Source organism: Kitasatospora sp. MAA4 (assembly GCF_029893355.1).
GTDB lineage: Bacteria > Actinomycetota > Actinomycetes > Streptomycetales > Streptomycetaceae > Kitasatospora.
The window spans coordinates 139,038-158,277 of the sequence record NZ_JARZAI010000013.1 but is presented as its reverse complement, the minus strand read 5'-3'; the positions used below and the strand labels follow the sequence as shown (position 1 = coordinate 158,277).

Below are 19,240 nucleotides of genomic sequence, written 5' to 3'. Positions count from 1 at the left end.
TATGCAGGTCCGATTCGCTGGTGCTAGCGACCTTGACGAGCGTGCCTCACGTGGCGCTTCGGCGCTGAAGATCGGTTCTCTCTATCATGTGATTGAAATCTACGTCAGGCGCAACGGCTCCGTGCAGTACCGCATCGAATATTCAGCCGGAGAAATTCCCGCCCTGTTCGACTCGCGGTTGTTCACGGTCGCCTCCGCCCGCCTTCCCAGTGATTGGTGCGTGACGGAGATCGGGATTGATCTTCTGGTATTCGGGTCTGAAAAGTTGCGAATCCCTGGATTCTGGGAGGCATTCATGGACCGCGAACCGTGGACCGAATCTCTCTACATGGAGGCACGACTGTCCGCCATGGCTGACGAAATCTAGATATCGAATAGATTGTTGGCGCTAGGGACTTTCGAGGCGCCTTCTTAGGAGTGCAGAGGCCCCACCGGAATGGTGCTCCGGTGGGGCCTCCGTGGTGTTTGACGGCAGTAGTTGACGGCAACGTCAGCGGACGGGTGCTGCATCAAGCGGTGGGTCGTCGCGGTCGTCGGGGTCGGTGGCGGTCTGTGAGGCCTTGCCGAGGGTGTGGCCGAGGAGGTCGATGGCGTCGCGTTGGAGGCGGAGGCGGACGTGTGCGTAGACGGTGGCGGTGACGCCGATGTGGGCGTGGCCGAGGAGTTCCTTGATGACGACGAGTTCGACGCCCTGTTCCAGGAGGAGTGTCGCGGTCGAGTGCCGGAGGTCGTGGAAGCGGATCTGGCGGAGGTGGGCGCGGCGGAGGAGCGCGTTGAAGTGGCGGGTGAGGGTGGCGGGTTCGATGGGGTGGCCGTCGGGCCGGGTGAAGACGTGGCCGTTGTCCACCCAGCTCGCGCCGGCGTTCTCCTTCTCCTGGGCCTGCTGCTGGCGGTGGGCGCGGAGTGAGAGCAGGCAGGGGGCTGGCAGGGCGATGCGGCGTTCGGAGCTGACTGTCTTGGTGGGGAGGGTGGTCAGGCCGCCGGTGCGGGTGCGCTGGAGGGTGCGGCGGATGCTGGCGGTGCCACTGTCGTGGTCGAGGTCCTCCCAGCGGAGGCCGAGGAGTTCGCCCTTGCGGAGTCCGGTGCGGAGGGCGAGTTCGAACAGCGCGTGCAGCCGGTGACCCTGGGTGGCGGTGAGGAAGGCGCGGGCCTCCTCGGCGGTGAGCGGTTCGAACCGGCGGGGCCGGGGTGTGCCGGTGCGGACGTTGCGCGCGACGTTGCGCGGGATCTCTTCCTCGCGGACGGCGTGAGGGCTACCTCTCGACGCTCGCGGACGCCATCGAGACGATGCAGCTCAGCATGGGCGAGGAACTGTTGGAGTACGCCCGGGGTGTCTTGGACGCGGGACAGCGGGTGCCGTCGAGCGTCGAGTATCGGTGGCTGGCCTGCCGGCTGACCGAGGCCCTGTCGGATGCGCTCAGAGTCGCGGACTCACGCGGGCAGCGCATCCCGGCGCCGCAGGAGCAGGACGGGGAAAGGTGATGGGCAAGACCAGCCGCTACCGCTTCCGCGAGTACCACGTGACCACCGTGATCGATCCCTTGGCGCTGCCGACCTTCGAGGCGGTCTGCGTCACCGGCGAAGAACGGGACTGCGCTGCCGCGTCCGGCGAGCTGCACACCCCCGAGGAGCTGACGCGCTGGATCGCCGGACACTGCGCGCAGACCGGTCACCAGTCGTACGAGCAGACCACGCGCACCATCGTCCGGGCCGAGCCCGGTGCATGGCAGTAGGATCACGCGCGCACCCGGCGACAGCACAACTGGTCTACACCTCTGACGGCAGTAGCGACGGCAACAAGCACGGACTTCAGCGCACATCCACGGACATCGACGGACCGTCAAACCACCGCTGACCTGCGAAAAAGCAGGTGGAGAGGGGTCGCGTAGCACACGTACTATGTCCTCGCAGGCAGCACGCCGATCTTGGTCCACAATTCCAATTGCGGCATTGGCCGTGAGCTCATCGGCGATGAAACATCGAATCATATCCTTGATGGCCACAGGTATCCGGGACTGGGAGGGAAGGATGCCTTCCCGGAGGATTGGTCTGATGACCAGATCCTGGATGCTGTGGCTGACGTGGTCACAAGTCCGGACAGTCAAAGGACTTGGTACAAGGGGTCTGCTGTGCACGCTGAGAGAACTCTGAAGACTAAGGCGGGAGATCCCGCAGTGCAGGATGTCATCGGAAGGGTAGGAGGGGTGACGATCAAGGTGCGTTACGAGCCTCTCACCGGGAAGGTGCTCACGGCTTTTCCGCAGTGAGGCGAAATTCTGTTCCGTGTATGGCTTGTCCGATGCGATCGGAGTGTGATGGATAAATATCTGGAAACATTGCGCCAGCTAGATGATCCTGAGTGGTTGGAATTTCCAGCTGGCTATAGTCGGGCGGAATCGGCGAAGAAATTCGATCGACTAGTGGCTAAAATTAATTCTGACTTCTCGGCACATTGCGAAGTCGACCGGTATATTCAAGACTCTGCCCAGCATGGGCGAGTTGAGGTACCGGCAGAGTCGACAGTTTGTGGGACAAGGATTGTTGTCCTTGTAAGTAAGTTCGAACCCCTGGCCATGGTGGCAGCGGACAACCCTGGTGCGTTCTTCGGTACGGACGATGCGTGCGCTGAAGGCGAACTCGATGGCGGTGACCTTGAGAAGCTGAAGCAGGCTCTTGTGGGTCTGGGGTATGCGGTGGCGCCAGAAGAGCTTCTCACCACGCACTACGACGGGGCCGCACACCTGCATTTCCACGGTTCAGGGACACCTACTTGGTGGGACCGATTCTTCGGCTCCTTTTAGGTGACCAAGAATTGCAAGTAGCATGCCGTTGAGGTCTTACCGGCCATGGCCGGTAAGACCTCAACGGCAACTGCCAGCATGAGTGCGCGAGGCAGATTTCTGTCAGTGGTCGATCGGATGTAAGTGGCCGGCTGGTGCTGCGAGATCACGGGATTGCCCCGGGGTGGCGGTCCTACACAGTTCGCCGCGCTGCTCGCCTCCGCGGAGCAGTTGAGCGACTGGGAGTTGGCGGCGGACGCGGCCGCTCACGGCCACGTGAGGGGAAGGGACTTCCGCTTGCGGCTCGTTGGTGTGACACGCGGCGACACCTCGATCGGGGTGGGGATCGAGGTGTCGGGCTCGCGGGGTCGGGGGTTACTCGTTGCGGGCGGTTTCGGGGCCGGTTAGGCGGGTGAGGAGGGGGAGGGTGGCGGTGATGATGGCGATGGAGGCGGCTAGGCCGGCGGCGGTGGTGAGGTAGAAGGCGGGGCCGGGGAAGTGGAGGGAGTAGTTGAGTTGGGCTCGGAGGAAGAGGTGGGCGGCCAGGAAGCCGGTGGAGATGGCGAGGGCGGCGATGATGAGGAGGGGGACGACGCTTTCGAGGAGGACGACGCGGCGTAGGAGGCGGAGGGGGACTCCGGTGAGGCGGAGGAGGCTGAAGGGGCGCTTGCGTTCGCTGAGGCCGCCGGCGACGCTGACGGCGAGGCTGCAGCCGGCGATGGGGAAGGTGGCGAGGACCACGATGTCGGCGAGTTGCTGGTAGCCGGTCAGTTCCGCGCTGCGGGCGGAGAGTTCCTCGCGCATGGTGGCGGGGAGGAGCTGGCCGGGGTAGGCGATGGTGAGGGCGGTGCGGGCCTGTTCGATGGCGGCGGTGGAGCCGTCGGTGCCCAGGGCGAGCGTCACGACCGGGAGGGTCTGCAGGCGTTCGGGGGAGAGGTCGGCGGCCGACCAGACTTCGTCGGCCTGGCCGAAGCCGGTGACGTACGGGTCCACGGTCGCGACGGCGGCGCCGGGGGCGCAGTGGCCGAAGCCCGGCAGGGCGGTGAGCTGGGCGCAGGAGGCGAGGGCGCCCTGGCGGTGGTCGGCCGTGTGGGAGAGGACGGTGCCGAGCGGATTGGTGTGGAGCTCGGTGACGCTGTTGATCCCCGGTATCGAGCGCAGCTGCGTCAGGAGGGCGTCGGAGGGCGGCGCGACACCGCCCTGAAGCGCGCCGGAGTCGGACCAGCCGTGGGCGAAGTTCTGGGTCACGACGTTGCTCAGCGCGGGGCCGTCCGGCGGGATGCTGCGTTCGTCGCTCATCGTGGTGATCACGCCGAGGGTGGCGCTGGTGACGAAGAGGGCGAGGATGAGTCCGCTGACGGCGCGGAAGCCGGCCTTGGGGTTGTCCGAGAGGCGGCGGCCGGCGATCAGGACGGCGGGGCTGTCGGTGCGCCGGGCCATCAGCCGGGAGCCGACCATGGTCAGCCAGGGACCGGCGATGATCAGTCCGGCCATGATGAGGAGGAATCCCGAGAGGAACGCCTGGGTCTGGCCGGCGGTGGTCGCCGGGCGCCGGCCGACGAAGTAGGCGAGTTCGGCGATGCCCAGGACGAGCGGGATCGCCCGGTAGGCCCGCGGGGGCTTGGGGGTGACCCGTCGGGTGACGCCGAGCGGTGAGATCTGCACGCGGCGCAGCGCCAGCCGGGCCGCCACCGCGCCTGCGACCGGGACGCCGAGGGCGACGAGCAGTACGTCGGCGGGGTTGAGCGACAGGTCGCCGGTGAAGAAGGGGCTGCCGGTCAGCGACATCGTCGCCACGGACGGGCGGAGCAGGAAGAAGAGCAGGAATCCGACGGCTACGCCCGCGATCGAGGCGACGGTCGACTCGACGGCCGAGACCACCGAGATCTGCCGGGGCGTCGCGCCGACCAGCCGCATCGCGGCGAAGCGCTGCTCGCGGCGGGTCGCGGAGAGGCGGGTGGCGGTGCCGATCAGGATGAGCACCGGGAAGATCAGCGCGCCGGTGACGACCGAGAGGATGAGGTCGATGCTGTCAGCGTTCATGCCGACGACGCAGTCCGAACAACTGCTGGGCGAGGTGGTCGCGATGCTGGTGACCCGCTTGGCGTGGGGAGCCTGTGACAGCTGCTCGGGGGTCTGGCCAACGAGGACGATCAGGGTGTCCGGGGCCGGCAGGGCCGAGTTGGCGATGGTGCCGATCCGGTGTCCGGGGAAGCTGTCGGCGAGTTGGGCGGCGGGGGTGGTGGCGAGCAGCTTGTCGAGCGCCGGCGAGGTGTAGTACTCGCCGGGCCCGGGCAGGCGGGGGACGCCCGGTGGGACGGGGGCGTGCGGTCCGGTGGCGGCGACGTCGACGCGGCCGAGGATGTGACCCTGGAAGTAGCCGCCGCGGATCTGCCACCAGAGCGGGTCGGCCGAGGTGTTCACGGGTCGGCTGTCGACGCCGCTGTTGAGCCAGGCGTAGCGGGAGTTCTGGGCGTTGGTGGCGTTGATCGCGGCGAGGGTGGTCAGCAGCAGGCCGACGCCGAGGGCCACGGCGGCCGCGGTGATGAGCAGGCGGGCGATGGCTTCGCGACCGCCGCTGACGGTGAGGCGCAGGCCGAGGCGGATCATGAGGCGACCCGGCCGGCGGTGAGGGACCTGACCTTTCCGTCGCGTACGACGACCTCGCGGTCGGCGTACGCGGCCACCCGGGGCTCGTGGGTGACCAGGATGACGGTGGTGCCCTGTTCGCGCGCGGCGGCCACCAGCAGGGACATCACCTGTTCGCCGGTGAGCGAGTCGAGGGCGCCGGTCGGCTCGTCGGCGAAGAGCACCTCGGGGCTCGCGACCAGGCCGCGGGCGAGGGCGACGCGCTGCGCCTGGCCGCCGGAGAGCTCGCCGGACCGGCGCTGCTCCAGCCCGTCCAGGCCGAGGCGTTCGAACCAGGCCCGGGCCTGTTCGAGGGCGGGCGCGCGGCGGACGCCGCCGAGCAGCAGCGGCAGGGCGACGTTCTCCTCGGCGGTCAACTCGGGGACCAGCTGGCCGAACTGGAAGACGAAGCCGAAGCGGTCCCGGCGCAGGGTGCTGCGCTGGGTCTCGCCGAGGGTGTCGACCCGGCGGCCGTCGAAGTGGACCTCGCCGGAGTCGGGGGTGAGGATCCCGGCCAGGCAGTGCAGCAGGGTCGACTTGCCCGAGCCGCTGGGACCCATGATGGCGAGGACCTCGCCGGCCTCCACCGTTAATCCGGCGCCGCGCAGCGCGGGCGTCTGACCGAACGACAGGGTGATGTCCCGCGCTTCGAGCAGCGGGGATGAAGACGTTGGTACGGCGGAGAGTTCGGGGGACGGCGAGGGCGAGTTCACGGGCGGGCCACCTCTGCTGCCAGGGCGTCGAGTCGGGCTGCGGTCAGGTCGATCCAGCGGAGGTCGGATTCGAGGTGGAACAGGCCGTGGTCGGCGAGCAGCGCGTCCACCAGGCTGCCGCTGCGCTTGATGGCGGTCAGTTCGCGCATCCGCTGCAGGTGGGCGGCGCGCTGGGTGTCGAGGTACGCCTCGGCGTCGCGGCCCAGCATCAGGGCGAGCACGACCTTGGTGAACAGCAGTGTCTGCAGGTGCGGTTCGGCTTCGACGGGCTCGACGAGCCAGGTCTCGAACTCGGTCGCGCCGGTGTCGGTGATGACGTAGCGCTTGCGGTCGGGGCCGGAGCCGGCCTCGGCCTCGCCGACCACCACCTTGCCGTCGCGGGCCAGTCGGCCGAGGGTCGCGTAGACCTGGCCGAAGGGCAGCGGCTTGCCCTTGCCGAAGAAGGCGTCGTAGTCGCGCTTGAGGTCGTAGCCGTGGCTGGGCTCGCGTTCGAGCAGGCCGAGCAGGGTAAGGGGAACGCTCATGAGAGCGACTGTACTCTCAGCGTATACTCGGCGTCTATACCCGCTGGGGGCATGGAAAAGAGAGCGTCAGGCGGCGTGCTCCTGCTTGTCCAGGAAGCCGGTGACGGTGGAGACGAAGAGGGTCGGGGCCTCGAACGGCAGGGCGTGGCCGGCCGGGAGTTCGAGGTACTCGGCGCCGGAGATCGCGGCGGCCAACTCCCGCTGGTGGGTGGTGGGGATGACCTGGTCGTAGGCGCTGGCCACGATCAGGGTGGGCAGGTGGAGGGTGGGGAGCAGGTCGGCGATGTCGACCCGGGCGTCCAGTTCCACCTGGCGCAGGATCCGCGGGTCGAGCATCGCGCCGAAGCCCTGGGCGGCGGCCTCGAACTCCTCGGTGCTGAGCGCGGCCAGCGTGGCCGGGCTGAACACGGTGAGCTGGAGCAGTCGGGCCAGCAGCTCCGAGTCGGTGCGCAGCAGGCGCGCCCAGAGCTCGAACTGGAAGGCGAGGCGCGGGTCTGTGGTGGCCCAGCCGCCGTGGACGAGCAGCGAGCGCGCCCGGTCCGGCTGTGCGGCGGCGACGGCGGTGGCCACCACCGCGCCGAGCGAGTGACCGACCAGGTGGTAGCCGTCCAGTCCGGCGGCCTCGGCGGCGGCTGCCGTCAGGGCGGCCAGGTCCTCGACGGTGAGCGGGCCGCCCGCGTCGGCAGTGGCTCCGGCGCCGGGGAGGTTGACCGCGACGACCGTGAACCGGTCGGCGATCGCCTCAGTGAGCGGGCCCCAGTTGCTCTGCGCGTCGGCGCCGGTGCCGTGCACCAGCAGGACGCCGGGGCCGGTGCCGGTGGCCAGGTACTCGACGGTGGCGGGGCCGGTGGAGAGGACGGTGTCGGTGGTGGGCATGGCGGTATGGCCTTTCGGAGCGGGCGGTGGATCATCCGAAAGGAGAGCATAGTAAGAGTTCTGATGATGAGACAAGATGCGATGACCATCAGATGTCAGGCAATCATTCGAGCCGGGAGATAGACTCGCCGCATGGGTACGGAATCGGCTGCGGGCCTGCCGGCGGAAGAACGCCTCGGCTTCCACGTCAAGCGCGTGGAGCAGGAGTTGATGGCGCTCAAGCACGCCGCGCTCAAGCCCTCGGGGCTGACCGTGCCGCAGTACACGGCGCTCTTCATGCTCGACGGCCAGGCGGGGATCTCGGGTGCTGCGCTGGCCCGCGGGTGCCTGGTCACTCCGCAGACGATGTCGACGATCCTGGCGAACCTGGAGGCCAAGGGGCTGGTCGAGCGCACCCAGCACCCCTGGCACCGCAACGTGCTGGAAACCCACCTGACCGAGCAGGGCCGGCAGGCCCTAGCGGTGGCGGACGCCGCCGCCGTCGCGGTCGAGCGGCGGATGGGCGCCGGGCTCTCGGCGGCGGAGCGGGCGCAGCTGATCGCGCTGCTGGGCCGCTGCTCCGCGCAGTTGGCCGCCGAGGACGCCTGAAACCCCCGTCCAGTACGCCGGAGGTTCAGGCGAGCATGGAGGAAGCTCAGGCCATGGCCTTCAGGTCGTTCAGCAGGGCCTGGCCGTTCGGGCTGCCGAAGCCGCTGCACGCGTCCCAGCCGGGGCCGGCGGCGTAGGCGCCGTTGCTCCCCTGGGTGATGTCGCGCAGGTCGGACGAGAGCTTGGTGTAGAGCAGCGGGTTGAGGTAGCCGACCGGTGCGCCCAGTCCCTGGTTGACGCGCGCGATCAGGGCGGACCACTGCGGGGCCGCGGCGCTCGTGCCGCCGATCGGGATGAGGTGCTGTCCGTCGACGCTGATGATGTTCACGCCGGTCTGCGGGTCGGCCAGCGCCGAGACGTCGGGCACGCCGCGGCCGGCGCTGTGCGGCGGGTTGGCCGAGAGCGGCACGTGGGCGTTGTCCTGCCACGGCGGCACCGGGAACAGCCGGCTGACGCCGCCTCCGGTGGCGCTGCCGGGGCCGTCGTCCCAGACCGTCTCGCTGGTGATGGTGTTGCCCGGGGCTGCGGCGGCCACCAGGGTGGTGCCGCCCACGCCGAGCACGTGCGGGCTGGACGCGGGGAAGTCGGCGTGGGCGCGGATGCCGGTGCCCTGGTCCTGCGAGCCGTCGTCGCCCGAGGCGCAGCAGATGGTGATGTTCCGGGCGGCCGCGGTGGCGAACGCCTGGTCGACCTGGCTGATGCCGGCCGCGGTCCAGGCGCTGCCGGGGCTGTCCTCGGGGTTGCCGTAGCTGCACGAGACGACGTTCGGCTTGTTCGTGGTGTCCGTGACGATGGCGTTCATCGCGTCCACCCAGCCCTGCTCGGTGAAGACGGTGAAGTAGACGACGATGTTCGCCTTCGGCGCGAGCGCGCCGATGACCTGGAGGTCGAGCATGATCTCGCCGGTGGTGTCCTGCGGGTCGGCCTGCCGGTCGTCGCGTCCGCAGTCGTTGCCGGGGCCGTGCACCACGACGTCGGTGATGCTCGGGGTGCTCTGGCCCAGGACGTTTTCGAAGTACGTGGTCAGGGCGCCGAGTTTGTAGCCGCCGGAGGGGGTGCCGGGCTGGGTCATGCCGTTGAACGCGAGGACGGCGATGCACTGCCCGGTGCCGTCGGTCTGCTGCGGGAAGGCGTACAGGTCGCCGAGCCGGTTCGGGAGGAAGGTGCCTGCGGGGATCTGCGGTTGGGCCTTGGCCATCGGCGGCGGTTCGGTGCGGGCGGGGGTGCGGCGCAGCAGGTTGGCGCCGAGCGGCCGGTTGTCCAGGCCGAGGACGGCGGTGACGATGCCGCTGAGTTCCTCGGGGACGTTCACGGCGTGCTCGCGGCCGATGTAGCTGCGCCGGCGCCCGTCGGGTGTCTGGTACTGGTAGCGGGACAGGGTGACCTGGAAGGCGTCGGCCAGCTTGGCGGCGGTGCCGCTCAGTTGGACGCAGCGGGCGGCCTCGTTCGTCGCGACGGTGCGCAGGCCGTGCTGGGCGGCGAACTTCTCGACCGCGGCGAGGTCGGCGCCGGCGGCCTGGTTGTCGGCGAGGATCTGTGCGTCGTCGGCGGGGCGGCGGTGGGTCGGCGGGGTGAGTCCGAGGGCGTTGACGTCGATCGGCGCCGGGGCGCCGGGGTCGCGGCGCAGGTAGACGCTGACGGTCAGGTTTTCGTTCGGATCGGGCGGCCCGAGGGCGCGGGCCCCGCGGAGCGGGACGCGTTCGCTGTCCGGAAGGGCCACGTAGTGACTGCGGAACATGATCTCTCCAACGGTTGCGACGGTTGCGACCACTGAGGTCTAGGTCTGGGCGCGCGTGTACGACTCACGCGGCATACGTACGCTTATGCCGGATATGTACCTTGTATACTTACTACCCTGCGCTCGGCGCAGGGGTGAGTCAAGGCTCAGGAGGTGGCCGTGGGAAACCATCGGGACGCCGCGGCACCCGCGGCCGGCGGCGCCGGGCGGGCGCGGCTCTCCCGGCCGAAGGTGCTGCACGCGGCCGTCGCCCTGGTCGACCGCGCGGGCCTGGATCACCTGACCATGCGCAGCCTGGCCGCCGACCTGGGCGTGGAGCCGATGGCGCTCTACCGCTACGCGTCCGGCAAGCAGGCCCTGCTGGACGGCATGGTGGAGGTCTTCTACGCCGAGGTGAACGAGGGCCTGCGGCAGGCAGGGAACGCGGGGGAGGACTGGCGCGCCGAGCTGCACAGCGTGGCCCAGGTCTTCTGCCGGGTCGCCGACGTCCACCCCGAGGTGTTCCCGCTGGTGGTCACCCGCCCGCTGACCCTCCCGCTGGCCCGCCGCTCCACGCCGATGCTCCAGCTCAACGAGCACGTGCTGGCGGTGCTCGACCGGGCCGACCTGGACGACCGCACCACCCTGCGCGCCTACCGTGCCTTCGTCGGCTGGGTGCTCGGCTATCTGCTGGTCGACAAGCGGCAGGTGATCGACAACCCGGACGAGTCCGATCCGCTGCTCAGGCTCGGGCTGCACCGGCTGCCGGTCGCGAAGTACCCGCGGCTGCGCGCGCTCGCCGCGCAACTGGCCGACCACGACCCCACCGAGGAGGTCGCGGCCGGTCTCGACACCATCCTGGACCGGCTGACGAGTTCAGCAGATCTGAAGGACGGCCGGAAGGACGTCCGCAAGGACCGCCGGACGAGCGGTCGGGCGGACCGCCGGACGCCTGGTCGGACGGACCGCCGCAAGGATGGTCGGGCGGACCGCCGGAAGGACTGACGGACCGGCAGCACCTGCGGCAGGATGATCGCCATGGGTCGTGCTTCCGCTCTCTTCAGTTCCGACGTGCCACGCCGCCTCGGCACCCTCACCGCCACCGAACGCCGGCTCTGGCGCGCCTTCCCGCAGGGGGAGGCCGTCGATCTGCGGGTCGGCGACCCGGCGTTGGACGATCCGGCGCAGGCCGACCGCTGGCCCGCCGAGCGCTCGGTGCGCGGCGAGGTGCTCGCTGCACTGCTGCTCGGCGCCTGCCCGGCCGCGCCCGGAGCGGTGGCCGTGGTCCGGCTGACCGGGGCGCGGATCACCGGCGGGCTGCGGCTCACCCACGGGCAGGTCGCCTCCCCGTTCATCCTGCAGGGCTGCCGCTTCGACGGGACGATCGACCTCGACGGCGCCGTCACCGAGTCGATCGACCTGAGCGGGTCCCGACTGATCATGCTCAGCGCGTACGGCACGCTGGTGCGCGGCACGTTGGACCTGAACGACACGGTGGTGACCGGCGGCGAGCAGGCCGTGAACGCGGACGGGATCCGGATCGAGGGCAACCTCTCGGCCGAACGCGCCACCGTGACCGGCTCGTTCAGCCTGATCAACGCGCAGATCAGCGGCCGGGCCAAGTTCATCGACGCCAAGCTGAGCAGCACCGCGCCCGACGGCGAAGCGCTCAACGCCGGTGGTATGCGGCTGGGTCGCAGCCTGCTGGCGCAGGGTCTGGAGACCCGGGGCGAGCTGCGGATGCCCGGTGCGCACATCGGCAGCTCGCTGCACCTGAACGGTGCCGTGCTGGACGGCCTCGGCGGCACCGCGCTGCACGCCGACTCGCTCACCGTCGCCAGCGAGGCGGTCTTCCGCTCGCGCGGGACGGGGGAGGACGAGCAGCCCTTCACGGCGCTCGGCACCGTGCGGGTGCCGGGGGCGAAGTTCGGCAACGGCCTGGACCTGCGCGGGGCGCGGCTCACCCCGAAGGAGGACCGCCCGGCGCTGCGGGCCGCCCGCATCGTCGTCGAGGGCAACCTGCTGCTCGGCGGCGGCCTGCGCACCGACGGCGAGCTTCGGCTGACCGGGGCGCGGATCACCGGCCACCTCGACCTGGTCGGCATGGCCAGCCCGAACGCCCTGCTGAGCCTGCACGCGGCCACCGCCGAGGGCGGGATCCGCGACGACGCCGCCTCCTGGCCGAACCGGCTGAACCTGGACGGCCTCAGCTACGGCCCGTTCAGCGACTACCTCGACGCGCACCAGCGGCTGCTGCTGATCAGCCGTCAGATCCGCCGCTCCGATGGCACGATCGGCGGGTTCCGTGCCCAGCCGTACGAGCAACTGGCCGGCTACTACCGCTCGTTGGGCAGCGACGGCGAGGCGCGCACGGTGCTGCTGGCCAAGCAGCGCGCCCTGCGCGCCCAACTGCCGTGGTGGCAGCGAATATCCGGCCGCCTGCTGGATCTGCTGGTCGGCTACGGCTACCGGCCACTTCGGGCGATCGGCTGGGCGATCGCCCTGCTGGTGGCCGGCAGCGTGTACTTCGCCCAGGTGCGGCCGCAGCGCGTCAGCTCCGAGGACACCTCGGTGTTCAACCCGGTGCTGTACACCGCCGACCACCTGATCCCGGTCATCCACTTCGGACAGTCGGACGTCTGGCAGTACCACGGCGCTCCGGCCGTCGTCACGGTCGTGCTGACGATCCTCGGCTGGACGCTGGGCATCGCGATCGCCGGGACGGCCGGCCGCACCTTCACCCGCAACTGACCGCCCGTACCGCCTAGTCGGCGGTGGCGATCAGCGGCTCCAGCTTGAGGTCGGGCTTGGCGCGCTGGAAGGCGTTCAGATGCCACTTGTCGGCGAACAGGGCGAGCAGGACGTCGTCCGAGCGGCGGGTGAGCACCTCGCCGTCCGTCAGGCGGGCCTTGGCGAGCTCGGCGGCGCCGGCCGCGTCGGTGACCCGGGCCAGTCGGTAGGAGAGGTGGTCCAGGGTGATCGGGGAGGAGAACTCGTGCTCCATCCGGTGCAGCACCACGTCGAACTGCATCGGGCCGACCGCCGCCATCACCGGTGCCTGGTCGCCTCGCCGGTCGGAGACCAGCACCTGGACCACGCCCTCCTCGTCCAACTGCGAGACGCCCTTGCGGAACTGCTTGGAGCGGCTGATGTCCTTGGGGCGGGCGACCGCGAAGTACTCGGGGGCGAAGGCCGGCAGCGGCGGGAACTCGGCCTTCTTGCCGGTGTAGAGGGTGTCGCCGACCCGCAGCGCGCCGGCGTTGATCAGGCCCACCACGTCGCCGGGGTAGGCGGTGTCGACCACGGTGCGCTCGGCGCCGAAGACGGTGTGCGCGTACTTGGTGGCGAACGAGCGGCCGCTGGCGGCGCGGGTGACGTTCATGCCGCGCTCGAAGATCCCCGAGCAGACCCGGACGAAGGCGATCCGGTCGCGGTGCGCCGGGTCCATGTTGGCCTGGATCTTGAAGACCAGACCGGAGAACTCGGACTGCACCTCACGGGCACCGCCCTTGGCCAGCGGGCGCGGGCCGGGCGCCGGGGCCAGGTCGACCACGGCGTCCAGCAGCAGCTTGACGCCGATGTTGGTCAGCGCGGCGCCGAAGAAGACCGGGCTGATCTTGCCGGCCTCGAAGGCCTCCTGGTCGTAGCCCGGACCGGAGGAGAGCACCAGCTCCAGCTCCTCCAGGGCGTTCTCCCAGGTCTCGCCCTCCTGCTCGACGGCCTGCTCGGCGGTGAGGGTCTCCTCGATGGCGGCGTGGGTGCCGGCCGGGACCTTGGTGAAGCGGAGCATCTGCTCGGTGTTCTCGGCCTGCACCAGACCACGCAGGTTGCCGGCGTCACCGACCGGCCAGACCACCGGCACCGGCGTGATGCCCAGGTGGGTCTCGATGTCGTCGAGCAGCGCGAGCGCCTCGCGGCCGCGGCGGTCCCACTTGTTGATGAAGGTGATCACCGGGACGCCGCGGTGGCGGCAGACCGCGAAGAGCTTGCGGGTCTGCTCCTCCAGGCCCTTGGCGGCGTCGACCAGCATGATCGCGCAGTCCACGGCCGCGAGCACCCGGTAGGTGTCCTCGGAGAAGTCGGCGTGGCCGGGGGTGTCGACCAGGTTCATCACGTGGCCGCGGTGGTCGAACTGCAGCGCCGCCGAGGTCACCGAGATGCCGCGGTCGCGCTCCAGCTCCATCCAGTCGCTGGTCACGCCGCGCCGGCCGCCCTTGCCGTGGACGGCGCCGGCCGAGGTGATCGCGTGCGCGTGCAGCGCCAGCGCCTCGGTCAGCGTCGACTTGCCCGCGTCGGGGTGGCTGATGACGGCGAAGGTCCGGCGGCGGCCGGCCTCGTTGAGGACCTGGATCGTGGTGGCGGACAGTTCGTTGCTCAACGTGTTCCCTCGGGATACCGATCGGCACCAGGCCGGTGATGCCGCTCCGGGCCTGCTGAGCCGCGTGCATTCTCCGCAGGCCCAAGGATCGATTCTAATGGGCCCGGCAAGAGGAACGGCACGGCTTCCCCGGTTCGGATGGTTTCAGCGGGTTCCGATGGGACTCAGAGCATCGCGGCGGCCGGCTTCACCATGCCGCGGGCGGTCTTGGCGTCCACGTACTCGCCGATCGCCGTCATCACCCACTCACCGGAGAACTGCCGGACCAGCTTGCACATCACCACGCCGGTGTGTGGCTCGGCGTTGGTGAGGTCGAAGCGCACCAGCTCCGCGCCGGAGCCCGCGTCGAGCAGCCGGCAGTAGGCGTCCTTGATCTCGGTGAACGTCTGGCCGGAGAAGGAGTTGACCACGAAGACCAGTCCGCAGACCTCGGGCGGCAGGCCGTCCAGGTGCACGGTGATCGACTCGTCGTCGCCGCTGCCGGCGCCGGTGAGGTTGTCGCCGCTGTGCTGGATCGAGCCGTTGAAGATCTGGAGCTTCATGAACCAGGCGGTCTCCAGGCGTTCGCGCTTGGCGTCGAACGCGATGCAGGAGGCGTCCAGGTCGATGTTGCGGCCGTGCCTGGCGGGCTCCCAGCCCAGGCCCATCCGGACCGAGGTGAGGAGCGGGCGGCCGTTCTTCACCAGCGAGACCGAGCCGCCCTTGACCAGCGAGACGCGGCCCTTGTCCAGGGTGACCTTCGGCGGACCGGCCACGGGGGGCGCGGCCGGCGGCGCGGGCGGGGCGGCCACAGGGGCGGGCGCAGGGGCGGGCGGGGCGTACGAGGGCATCGGCGGGCCAGCGGGCGCCGCGGGCGCGGCAGCGGGCTCCTCGACCGAGACGCCGAAGTCGGTGGCGATGCCCGCCAGGCCGTCGGCGTAGCCCTGGCCGACCGCGCGGATCTTCCACTCCGCGCCGCGCCGGTACACCTCGACCACCAGCAGCGCCGTCTCCCGGCTCAACTTGGGCGGGGTGAAGGTGACCAGCACCTGGCCGCTGTCGGCGTCCCGGACGGTCGCGGTCGGCTCGGTGCCGGCGAAGGTGGCGCCCGGATCGTCCAGGCTCGCGGTCACCAGGATCTTCGCGATGCCCGCCGGGACGGCCCAGGTGTCCACCACGATCGCGTCGGGGGAGCCGCCGGCGGCCGGCCGGTGGGTCACGCCGGGACCCTGCGGCGCGTTGAAGAAGACGAAGTCCGCGTCCGAACGGACCTTGCCCGCCGGGGTGAGCAGCAGGCCCGAGACGTCCAGGCGTTTGGGGGCCGTCACCTCGATGGTCACCCGGGCTGCGGTGAGCGGGGCGTTGCCGCCCGGGGTCAGGGCCGTGGTCACGGTGTCCTCCTCAACTGGGCGGCACGGATGTACCAGCCCACCCTATCCACCACACCCCGCCCGGGGGATCAGCCCAGAGGTGTGGAGCGCACGAAGGCGCCGTGAACGGCCACCGCGCGCGGGTCGGCCGGCGCCGGCGCGAAGCCGGAGGCGGTCCAGCTGTCGCCGTCGGTCGCCTCGGGGCCGGCGGGCGGGCCGACGTCCTGCACGGTGAAGCTGTACGTGCCCGGCTGGACGTCCTCGCCCGGTGCCAGGGCGAAGCGGTAGAGCACCGACCCGTCGTCCTCCTGTTCCAGCGTCACCCGGGCGCCGGGGAGCGTGGTCCAGGCCATTGCGGTGGCGGCGCCGGTGTCGGCGGCGTCCAGCCGGAAGTCGACCTCGACGGCGGTCAGCGGCTCGGTCACCGTCAGTTTGAGGGTGCGTTGGATGCCGAGGTCGACGGCGGCGCCGCCGCGCGAACCGCCGCGCGAACCGGCAGGGGCGACCGGCGTGATGGTGCCGGCCGCGTCGGTGAGGGCGTCGCCGGGGGCGGGGGTCTGCACCGGGGCGGGCGTCTGGACAGGAGTGGGCGTCGGCGCGGGCGTAGGCGGAGGAGTGGTGGGCTGGTGGGTGGCGCCGGGCTTGTACGGCGAGGTGGGCGGTGCCGTCGGGGCCTGCGGTGGCGCGCTGACGGTGGTCCCCGGTGTGAACGGCGGCAGCGCGCTCGGCGCCGGGTCGGCCGTCGCGGTCGGGGTGGCGGAGGCCGAGGGGGACGGCGTCACGCTCGCCGAGGGCGTCGGCGTCGGCGAGGTCTGCGGGCTGTACGGCGGGCTCGCCGCGGCGAGGGCGAGCGAGCTCGCGGGCGCGGACGGCGTGGACGGCGTGGCGGAGCGGGAGCTGATCGGGGCCGTCGACCGCACCGCACCGGCGTTGGCCGGCGAGGCCGGCGGCGGCCCGGGCGGCGGGGGCGGGGTCGGGGTGACGCTGGCGCCGGCTATCCGGACGTCGGCGGCGACCCGCTGCTGCTCGTTGATCAGCACCGTGGTCGCGATGCTGATCCCGACCACGGTGGACATCGCCATCGCGGCGCCGGAGACCCTGAACGCGGGCAGTCGGAACTGCCCGCCGAGCGGCTTCGGCCGCCCGTGCCTGCCGTGCGGGCCGCTCAGCTGCGGCTGCTCACTCGCACGGTGCCCCACCGCGGGGGCGCCCTCCCGGTGGACCACCGGACTCCCTTCGTTCGGATCCGGCGTCTTGACCGACCGGCACATGGTGGGCGGCGTCGCGACGCCCGGACTCTCCCCTGGACGGCTTCTCCTCGGTCGCCGATGCTCCGCATGGACTCCCTCGTCGGCACCGCCCAGACTCGGCCCGGACGCCGCTCCTACCTCCGCCCACCATGTGCCGGTCGGTCTTGGCGCCCCCGCGCGCACACCGGTATCGGCAGGGGCACGAGAGTACCAGCGGCGGGCCGGGAAGTGACCGGGGTGGCCGGAAGGAGATCAACGGCCTGGCAGCAGATCAATAACGCCGATCGCCTGCCGGTGCCGAGGAGTTGACGTACCGTCGGGTTCGCGGGGGCGGGCGGGGGGTTTGCCGGGCGCGGAGCGGCGCCACGTTGCAACCCCGTGCAACCTTTGCGGCCCCGGCGGCGGCGGAGCACGCTGGCCCGGTCCCGCCTCCCCCCGGAGAATCTGCCATGCCGCGCGATCCACTGTCCGCCAGTCCCCAAGCCCCGCACTCGGTCACGCCCGGTGCGCCACCCGTGCTGCCGTTGCGCCGAGCCGCGCCGGTGGAAGACGTCCTGACGCTGCGTATCGCCCTCGGGCGCGACAAGGTGGGCACCGTGCCCACCCGGTTCCGCTACGAGCCGCAGCGGCCCTACGAAGTCCTGGTCACCTTCCACCTCGGCCGCCCCGACGAGGTGGACTGGGTGTTCTCCCGGGAGCTGCTCCGCGAGGGCCTGCGCGGCCTGACCGGGCACGGCGACGTCCGGCTCTGGCCGGCGCACTGCCCCTGCCACGGCGCAACCCTGCACCTGGCGCTGGAGTCCCCGTACGGCAGTGCCCTGTTGGAGGCGTCCGCGCCGAGGATCAGGGACTGGCTGGCGCGCACCTACGCGGAGGTCCCGGAGGGGACCGAGCCGGACTGCGGGCCGACCGACGCGCAGCTCTCGCAGTTCCTGTTCGGCGACTTCTGACGGAGCACTCTCAGACGGTCAGCGCGTCGTCCGGCTGTCTGCGCGGTCCGGGGACGGCCCGGCCCGGTGCGTCCCCGGGTTGGGCCGTCCCCATCGCGCGGCAGCCGGGCAGCAGAACCGATCCGCCGTCCAGCAGCGCCCGCAGGCGCCTGATCCCGGGCGCCGAGGAGGACGGCAGCAGCTGGTACGGGTCGGTCGGCCCGACCACCTCGACGTGCACCGATCCGGCGAAACGGTACGGCCGGTGCTCCAGCAGTGCGCCCAGGTAGCGGCGCAGCCGGGAGAGTTCGGCCCGTACGGTGACCGTCCGGGCGGGCTCGCCGAACAGGCCCTCGGCCAGTTCGGCGGCGGTGCGGCCGGGCCGGTGGGTGGCCAGCAGCAGGAGCAGCTCGGCGTGCCGCGGGCTCAGCGCGTGCGACCAACTGCCCGCGCCGCCGCGCACGAAGAGCTCGGGCCGGTCGGAGCGGCTGAGGTCGAGCACCAGCCGGGCGCCCTCGGACTGCTCGTTGACCGCCTCGGGGGAGCCGGTCAGCGGGCGCACCAGCCAGCCGTCGGCCAGCGGTTCGACCGCGCACTCGCCGAGCGAGGGCAGCCAGTGCACCGGCGCCGAGCCCCAGCCGTCGGTGGGCAGCCGCAGCCGGTTGACCGGCGGCAGGCCCGCGGTGGCGGCCGTCCAGCCGTCCCGGTCCACCACCAGCGCCGGGCTCGGGGACTGCGCGAGGACGGGCGCGGCGACCGTCCGCAGCCGGTGCAGCGACTCCAACTGGCTTGCCCGCAGCTCGGTCTCGGCCAGCCTGGCGGCCGTCACGGCCAGCGCCAGCAGCTGCGGGTGGACGCCGCGGGCCGGGCCGCTGAGGTCCACCACGCCGGCCAGCCGGCCGGTGCGCGGGTCGCGGACCGGGGCGGAGACGCAGGTCCAGGCGTGCTGGTTGCGCACGTAGTGCTCGGCGGAGTGCACCCGCAGCGGCCGGCCGGTGCGCAGCGCGGTGCCGATGCCGTTGGTGCCGACCGACTCCTCGCCCCAGCGCCCGCCGGTCATGAACCCGATCAGGTCGGCGCTGCGGCGCAGTTGGCGCGGGCCCTCGTGCCAGAGCACGTCGCCCTGCGAGTCGGCCACGGCGAGGATCAGCGGCAGGTCGGTGGTCGGGTCGAGCAGCGTCTGGCGCAGCGTCGGGAGCACCGCGTCCAGCCCGCTGGAGCGGCGGCGGTGCTCGACCTCGGCGGTGCTCAGGTGCTCGGGGGCGCGGCCGTGTTCGGGGTCCAGGCCGAGCCGGCGCACCCGTTCCCAGGAGTCGCCGATCTCGGGGCGCGGCAGCTGCCGGGGGATGTTCCCGGTGACGGCCTGCTCGTGGGCCCGGGTCAGCTGCTCGGTGGCCTCGCGCGAGACCTCGCCGGTCCGGCCCAGGTGTGCGGAGTCCCGCATGGTGTGCTCCCCTCGCCGCAGTCCGGTCCCGCTCGGCCGGGGCAGGGCCGCGCGACCCTGTCGC

At 71.3% G+C, this 19,240-nt stretch carries 17 protein-coding genes and 1 pseudogene; 8 read left to right on the top strand and 10 right to left on the bottom strand.

The window, feature by feature from the left end:
* The first annotated feature begins 1 nt into the window (after position 1).
* Positions 2-367, top strand: coding sequence for a hypothetical protein (locus P3T37_RS19175; protein ID WP_280724940.1), 366 nt, complete (start codon positions 2-4; stop codon positions 365-367).
* 123 nt (positions 368-490) lie between these two features.
* On the opposite strand, the pseudogene P3T37_RS19170 reads toward P3T37_RS19175, so the two are convergent.
* A pseudogene (locus P3T37_RS19170) lies at positions 491-1,298 on the bottom strand (site-specific integrase); the annotation flags it as partial.
* Position 1,299: 1 nt separating this feature from the next.
* Here P3T37_RS19170 and P3T37_RS19165 point away from each other — a divergent pair.
* From P3T37_RS19165 to P3T37_RS19155, 3 genes are all read left to right on the top strand, one after another.
* Positions 1,300-1,482 (top strand): hypothetical protein, encoded by a 183-nt coding sequence (locus P3T37_RS19165; protein WP_280724939.1) that lies wholly within the window; start codon positions 1,300-1,302, stop codon positions 1,480-1,482.
* A complete protein-coding gene (locus P3T37_RS19160) occupies positions 1,482-1,733 on the top strand; it encodes a hypothetical protein (protein ID WP_280724938.1) in 252 nt (83 codons plus the stop codon). The genes P3T37_RS19165 and P3T37_RS19160 overlap by 1 nt, the downstream gene beginning before the upstream one ends.
* A 582-nt stretch (positions 1,734-2,315) precedes the next feature.
* On the top strand, positions 2,316-2,801 hold the full coding sequence (locus P3T37_RS19155; protein ID WP_280724937.1) for a hypothetical protein: 486 nt from the start codon (positions 2,316-2,318) through the stop codon (positions 2,799-2,801).
* Between the two features lie 354 nt (positions 2,802-3,155).
* On the opposite strand, the gene P3T37_RS19150 is transcribed toward P3T37_RS19155, so the two are convergent.
* From P3T37_RS19150 to P3T37_RS19135, 4 genes are all read right to left on the bottom strand, one after another.
* Positions 3,156-5,390: an FtsX-like permease family protein gene (locus tag P3T37_RS19150; RefSeq protein WP_280724936.1), complete on the bottom strand. Its 2,235-nt coding sequence runs from the start codon at positions 5,388-5,390 to the stop codon at positions 3,156-3,158.
* Entirely contained in the window at positions 5,387-6,121 is a 735-nt protein-coding gene (locus tag P3T37_RS19145) for an ABC transporter ATP-binding protein (protein WP_280724935.1), read from the bottom strand. The genes P3T37_RS19150 and P3T37_RS19145 overlap by 4 nt, the downstream gene beginning before the upstream one ends.
* Complete coding sequence (locus tag P3T37_RS19140) at positions 6,118-6,645, bottom strand: helix-turn-helix transcriptional regulator (protein ID WP_280724934.1); 528 nt, start codon at positions 6,643-6,645, stop codon at positions 6,118-6,120. The genes P3T37_RS19145 and P3T37_RS19140 overlap by 4 nt, the downstream gene beginning before the upstream one ends.
* Before the next feature lie 66 nt (positions 6,646-6,711).
* On the bottom strand, positions 6,712-7,521 hold the full coding sequence (locus P3T37_RS19135; RefSeq protein WP_280724933.1) for an alpha/beta hydrolase: 810 nt from the start codon (positions 7,519-7,521) through the stop codon (positions 6,712-6,714).
* 132 nt (positions 7,522-7,653) lie between these two features.
* Here P3T37_RS19135 and P3T37_RS19130 point away from each other — a divergent pair, with 132 nt between their 5' ends.
* Positions 7,654-8,109: a MarR family transcriptional regulator gene (locus tag P3T37_RS19130; protein WP_280724932.1), complete on the top strand. Its 456-nt coding sequence runs from the start codon at positions 7,654-7,656 to the stop codon at positions 8,107-8,109.
* A 46-nt stretch (positions 8,110-8,155) separates the two neighbouring features.
* Here the strand turns inward: P3T37_RS19130 and P3T37_RS19125 are convergent, their stop codons facing one another.
* Entirely contained in the window at positions 8,156-9,847 is a 1,692-nt protein-coding gene (locus P3T37_RS19125) for a S53 family peptidase (protein WP_280724931.1), read from the bottom strand.
* Positions 9,848-10,006: 159 nt separating this feature from the next.
* Here P3T37_RS19125 and P3T37_RS19120 point away from each other — a divergent pair, with 159 nt between their 5' ends.
* Both P3T37_RS19120 and P3T37_RS19115 read left to right on the top strand, forming a co-directional pair.
* Positions 10,007-10,831 carry a TetR family transcriptional regulator gene (locus tag P3T37_RS19120; RefSeq protein WP_280724930.1) on the top strand — a complete coding sequence of 275 codons (825 nt, stop codon included), beginning with the start codon at positions 10,007-10,009 and terminating at the stop codon, positions 10,829-10,831.
* A 66-nt stretch (positions 10,832-10,897) separates the two neighbouring features.
* The gene (locus P3T37_RS19115; protein ID WP_280724928.1) at positions 10,898-12,577 is read left to right on the top strand and encodes a hypothetical protein; all 1,680 of its coding nucleotides are present in this window, start codon (positions 10,898-10,900) and stop codon (positions 12,575-12,577) included.
* A gap of 13 nt (positions 12,578-12,590) precedes the next feature.
* Here P3T37_RS19115 and P3T37_RS19110 read toward each other — a convergent pair whose 3' ends face one another.
* The 3 genes from P3T37_RS19110 to P3T37_RS19100 form a co-directional block, all read right to left on the bottom strand.
* On the bottom strand, positions 12,591-14,204 hold the full coding sequence (locus P3T37_RS19110; protein ID WP_280724926.1) for a peptide chain release factor 3: 1,614 nt from the start codon (positions 14,202-14,204) through the stop codon (positions 12,591-12,593).
* A 164-nt stretch (positions 14,205-14,368) separates the two neighbouring features.
* Positions 14,369-15,562: a TerD family protein gene (locus tag P3T37_RS19105; RefSeq protein ID WP_280725003.1), complete on the bottom strand. Its 1,194-nt coding sequence runs from the start codon at positions 15,560-15,562 to the stop codon at positions 14,369-14,371.
* 80 nt (positions 15,563-15,642) lie between these two features.
* Complete coding sequence (locus P3T37_RS19100; RefSeq protein ID WP_280724925.1) at positions 15,643-16,779, bottom strand: hypothetical protein; 1,137 nt, start codon at positions 16,777-16,779, stop codon at positions 15,643-15,645.
* Positions 16,780-17,252: 473 nt separating this feature from the next.
* Here P3T37_RS19100 and P3T37_RS19095 point away from each other — a divergent pair, with 473 nt between their 5' ends.
* Positions 17,253-17,753, top strand: a complete 501-nt coding sequence (locus P3T37_RS19095) for an SsgA family sporulation/cell division regulator (RefSeq protein ID WP_280724924.1) — start codon at positions 17,253-17,255, stop codon at positions 17,751-17,753.
* A gap of 10 nt (positions 17,754-17,763) precedes the next feature.
* On the opposite strand, the gene P3T37_RS19090 is transcribed toward P3T37_RS19095, so the two are convergent.
* Positions 17,764-19,176: a helix-turn-helix domain-containing protein gene (locus tag P3T37_RS19090; RefSeq protein WP_280724923.1), complete on the bottom strand. Its 1,413-nt coding sequence runs from the start codon at positions 19,174-19,176 to the stop codon at positions 17,764-17,766.
* Positions 19,177-19,240: the final 64 nt, after the last annotated feature.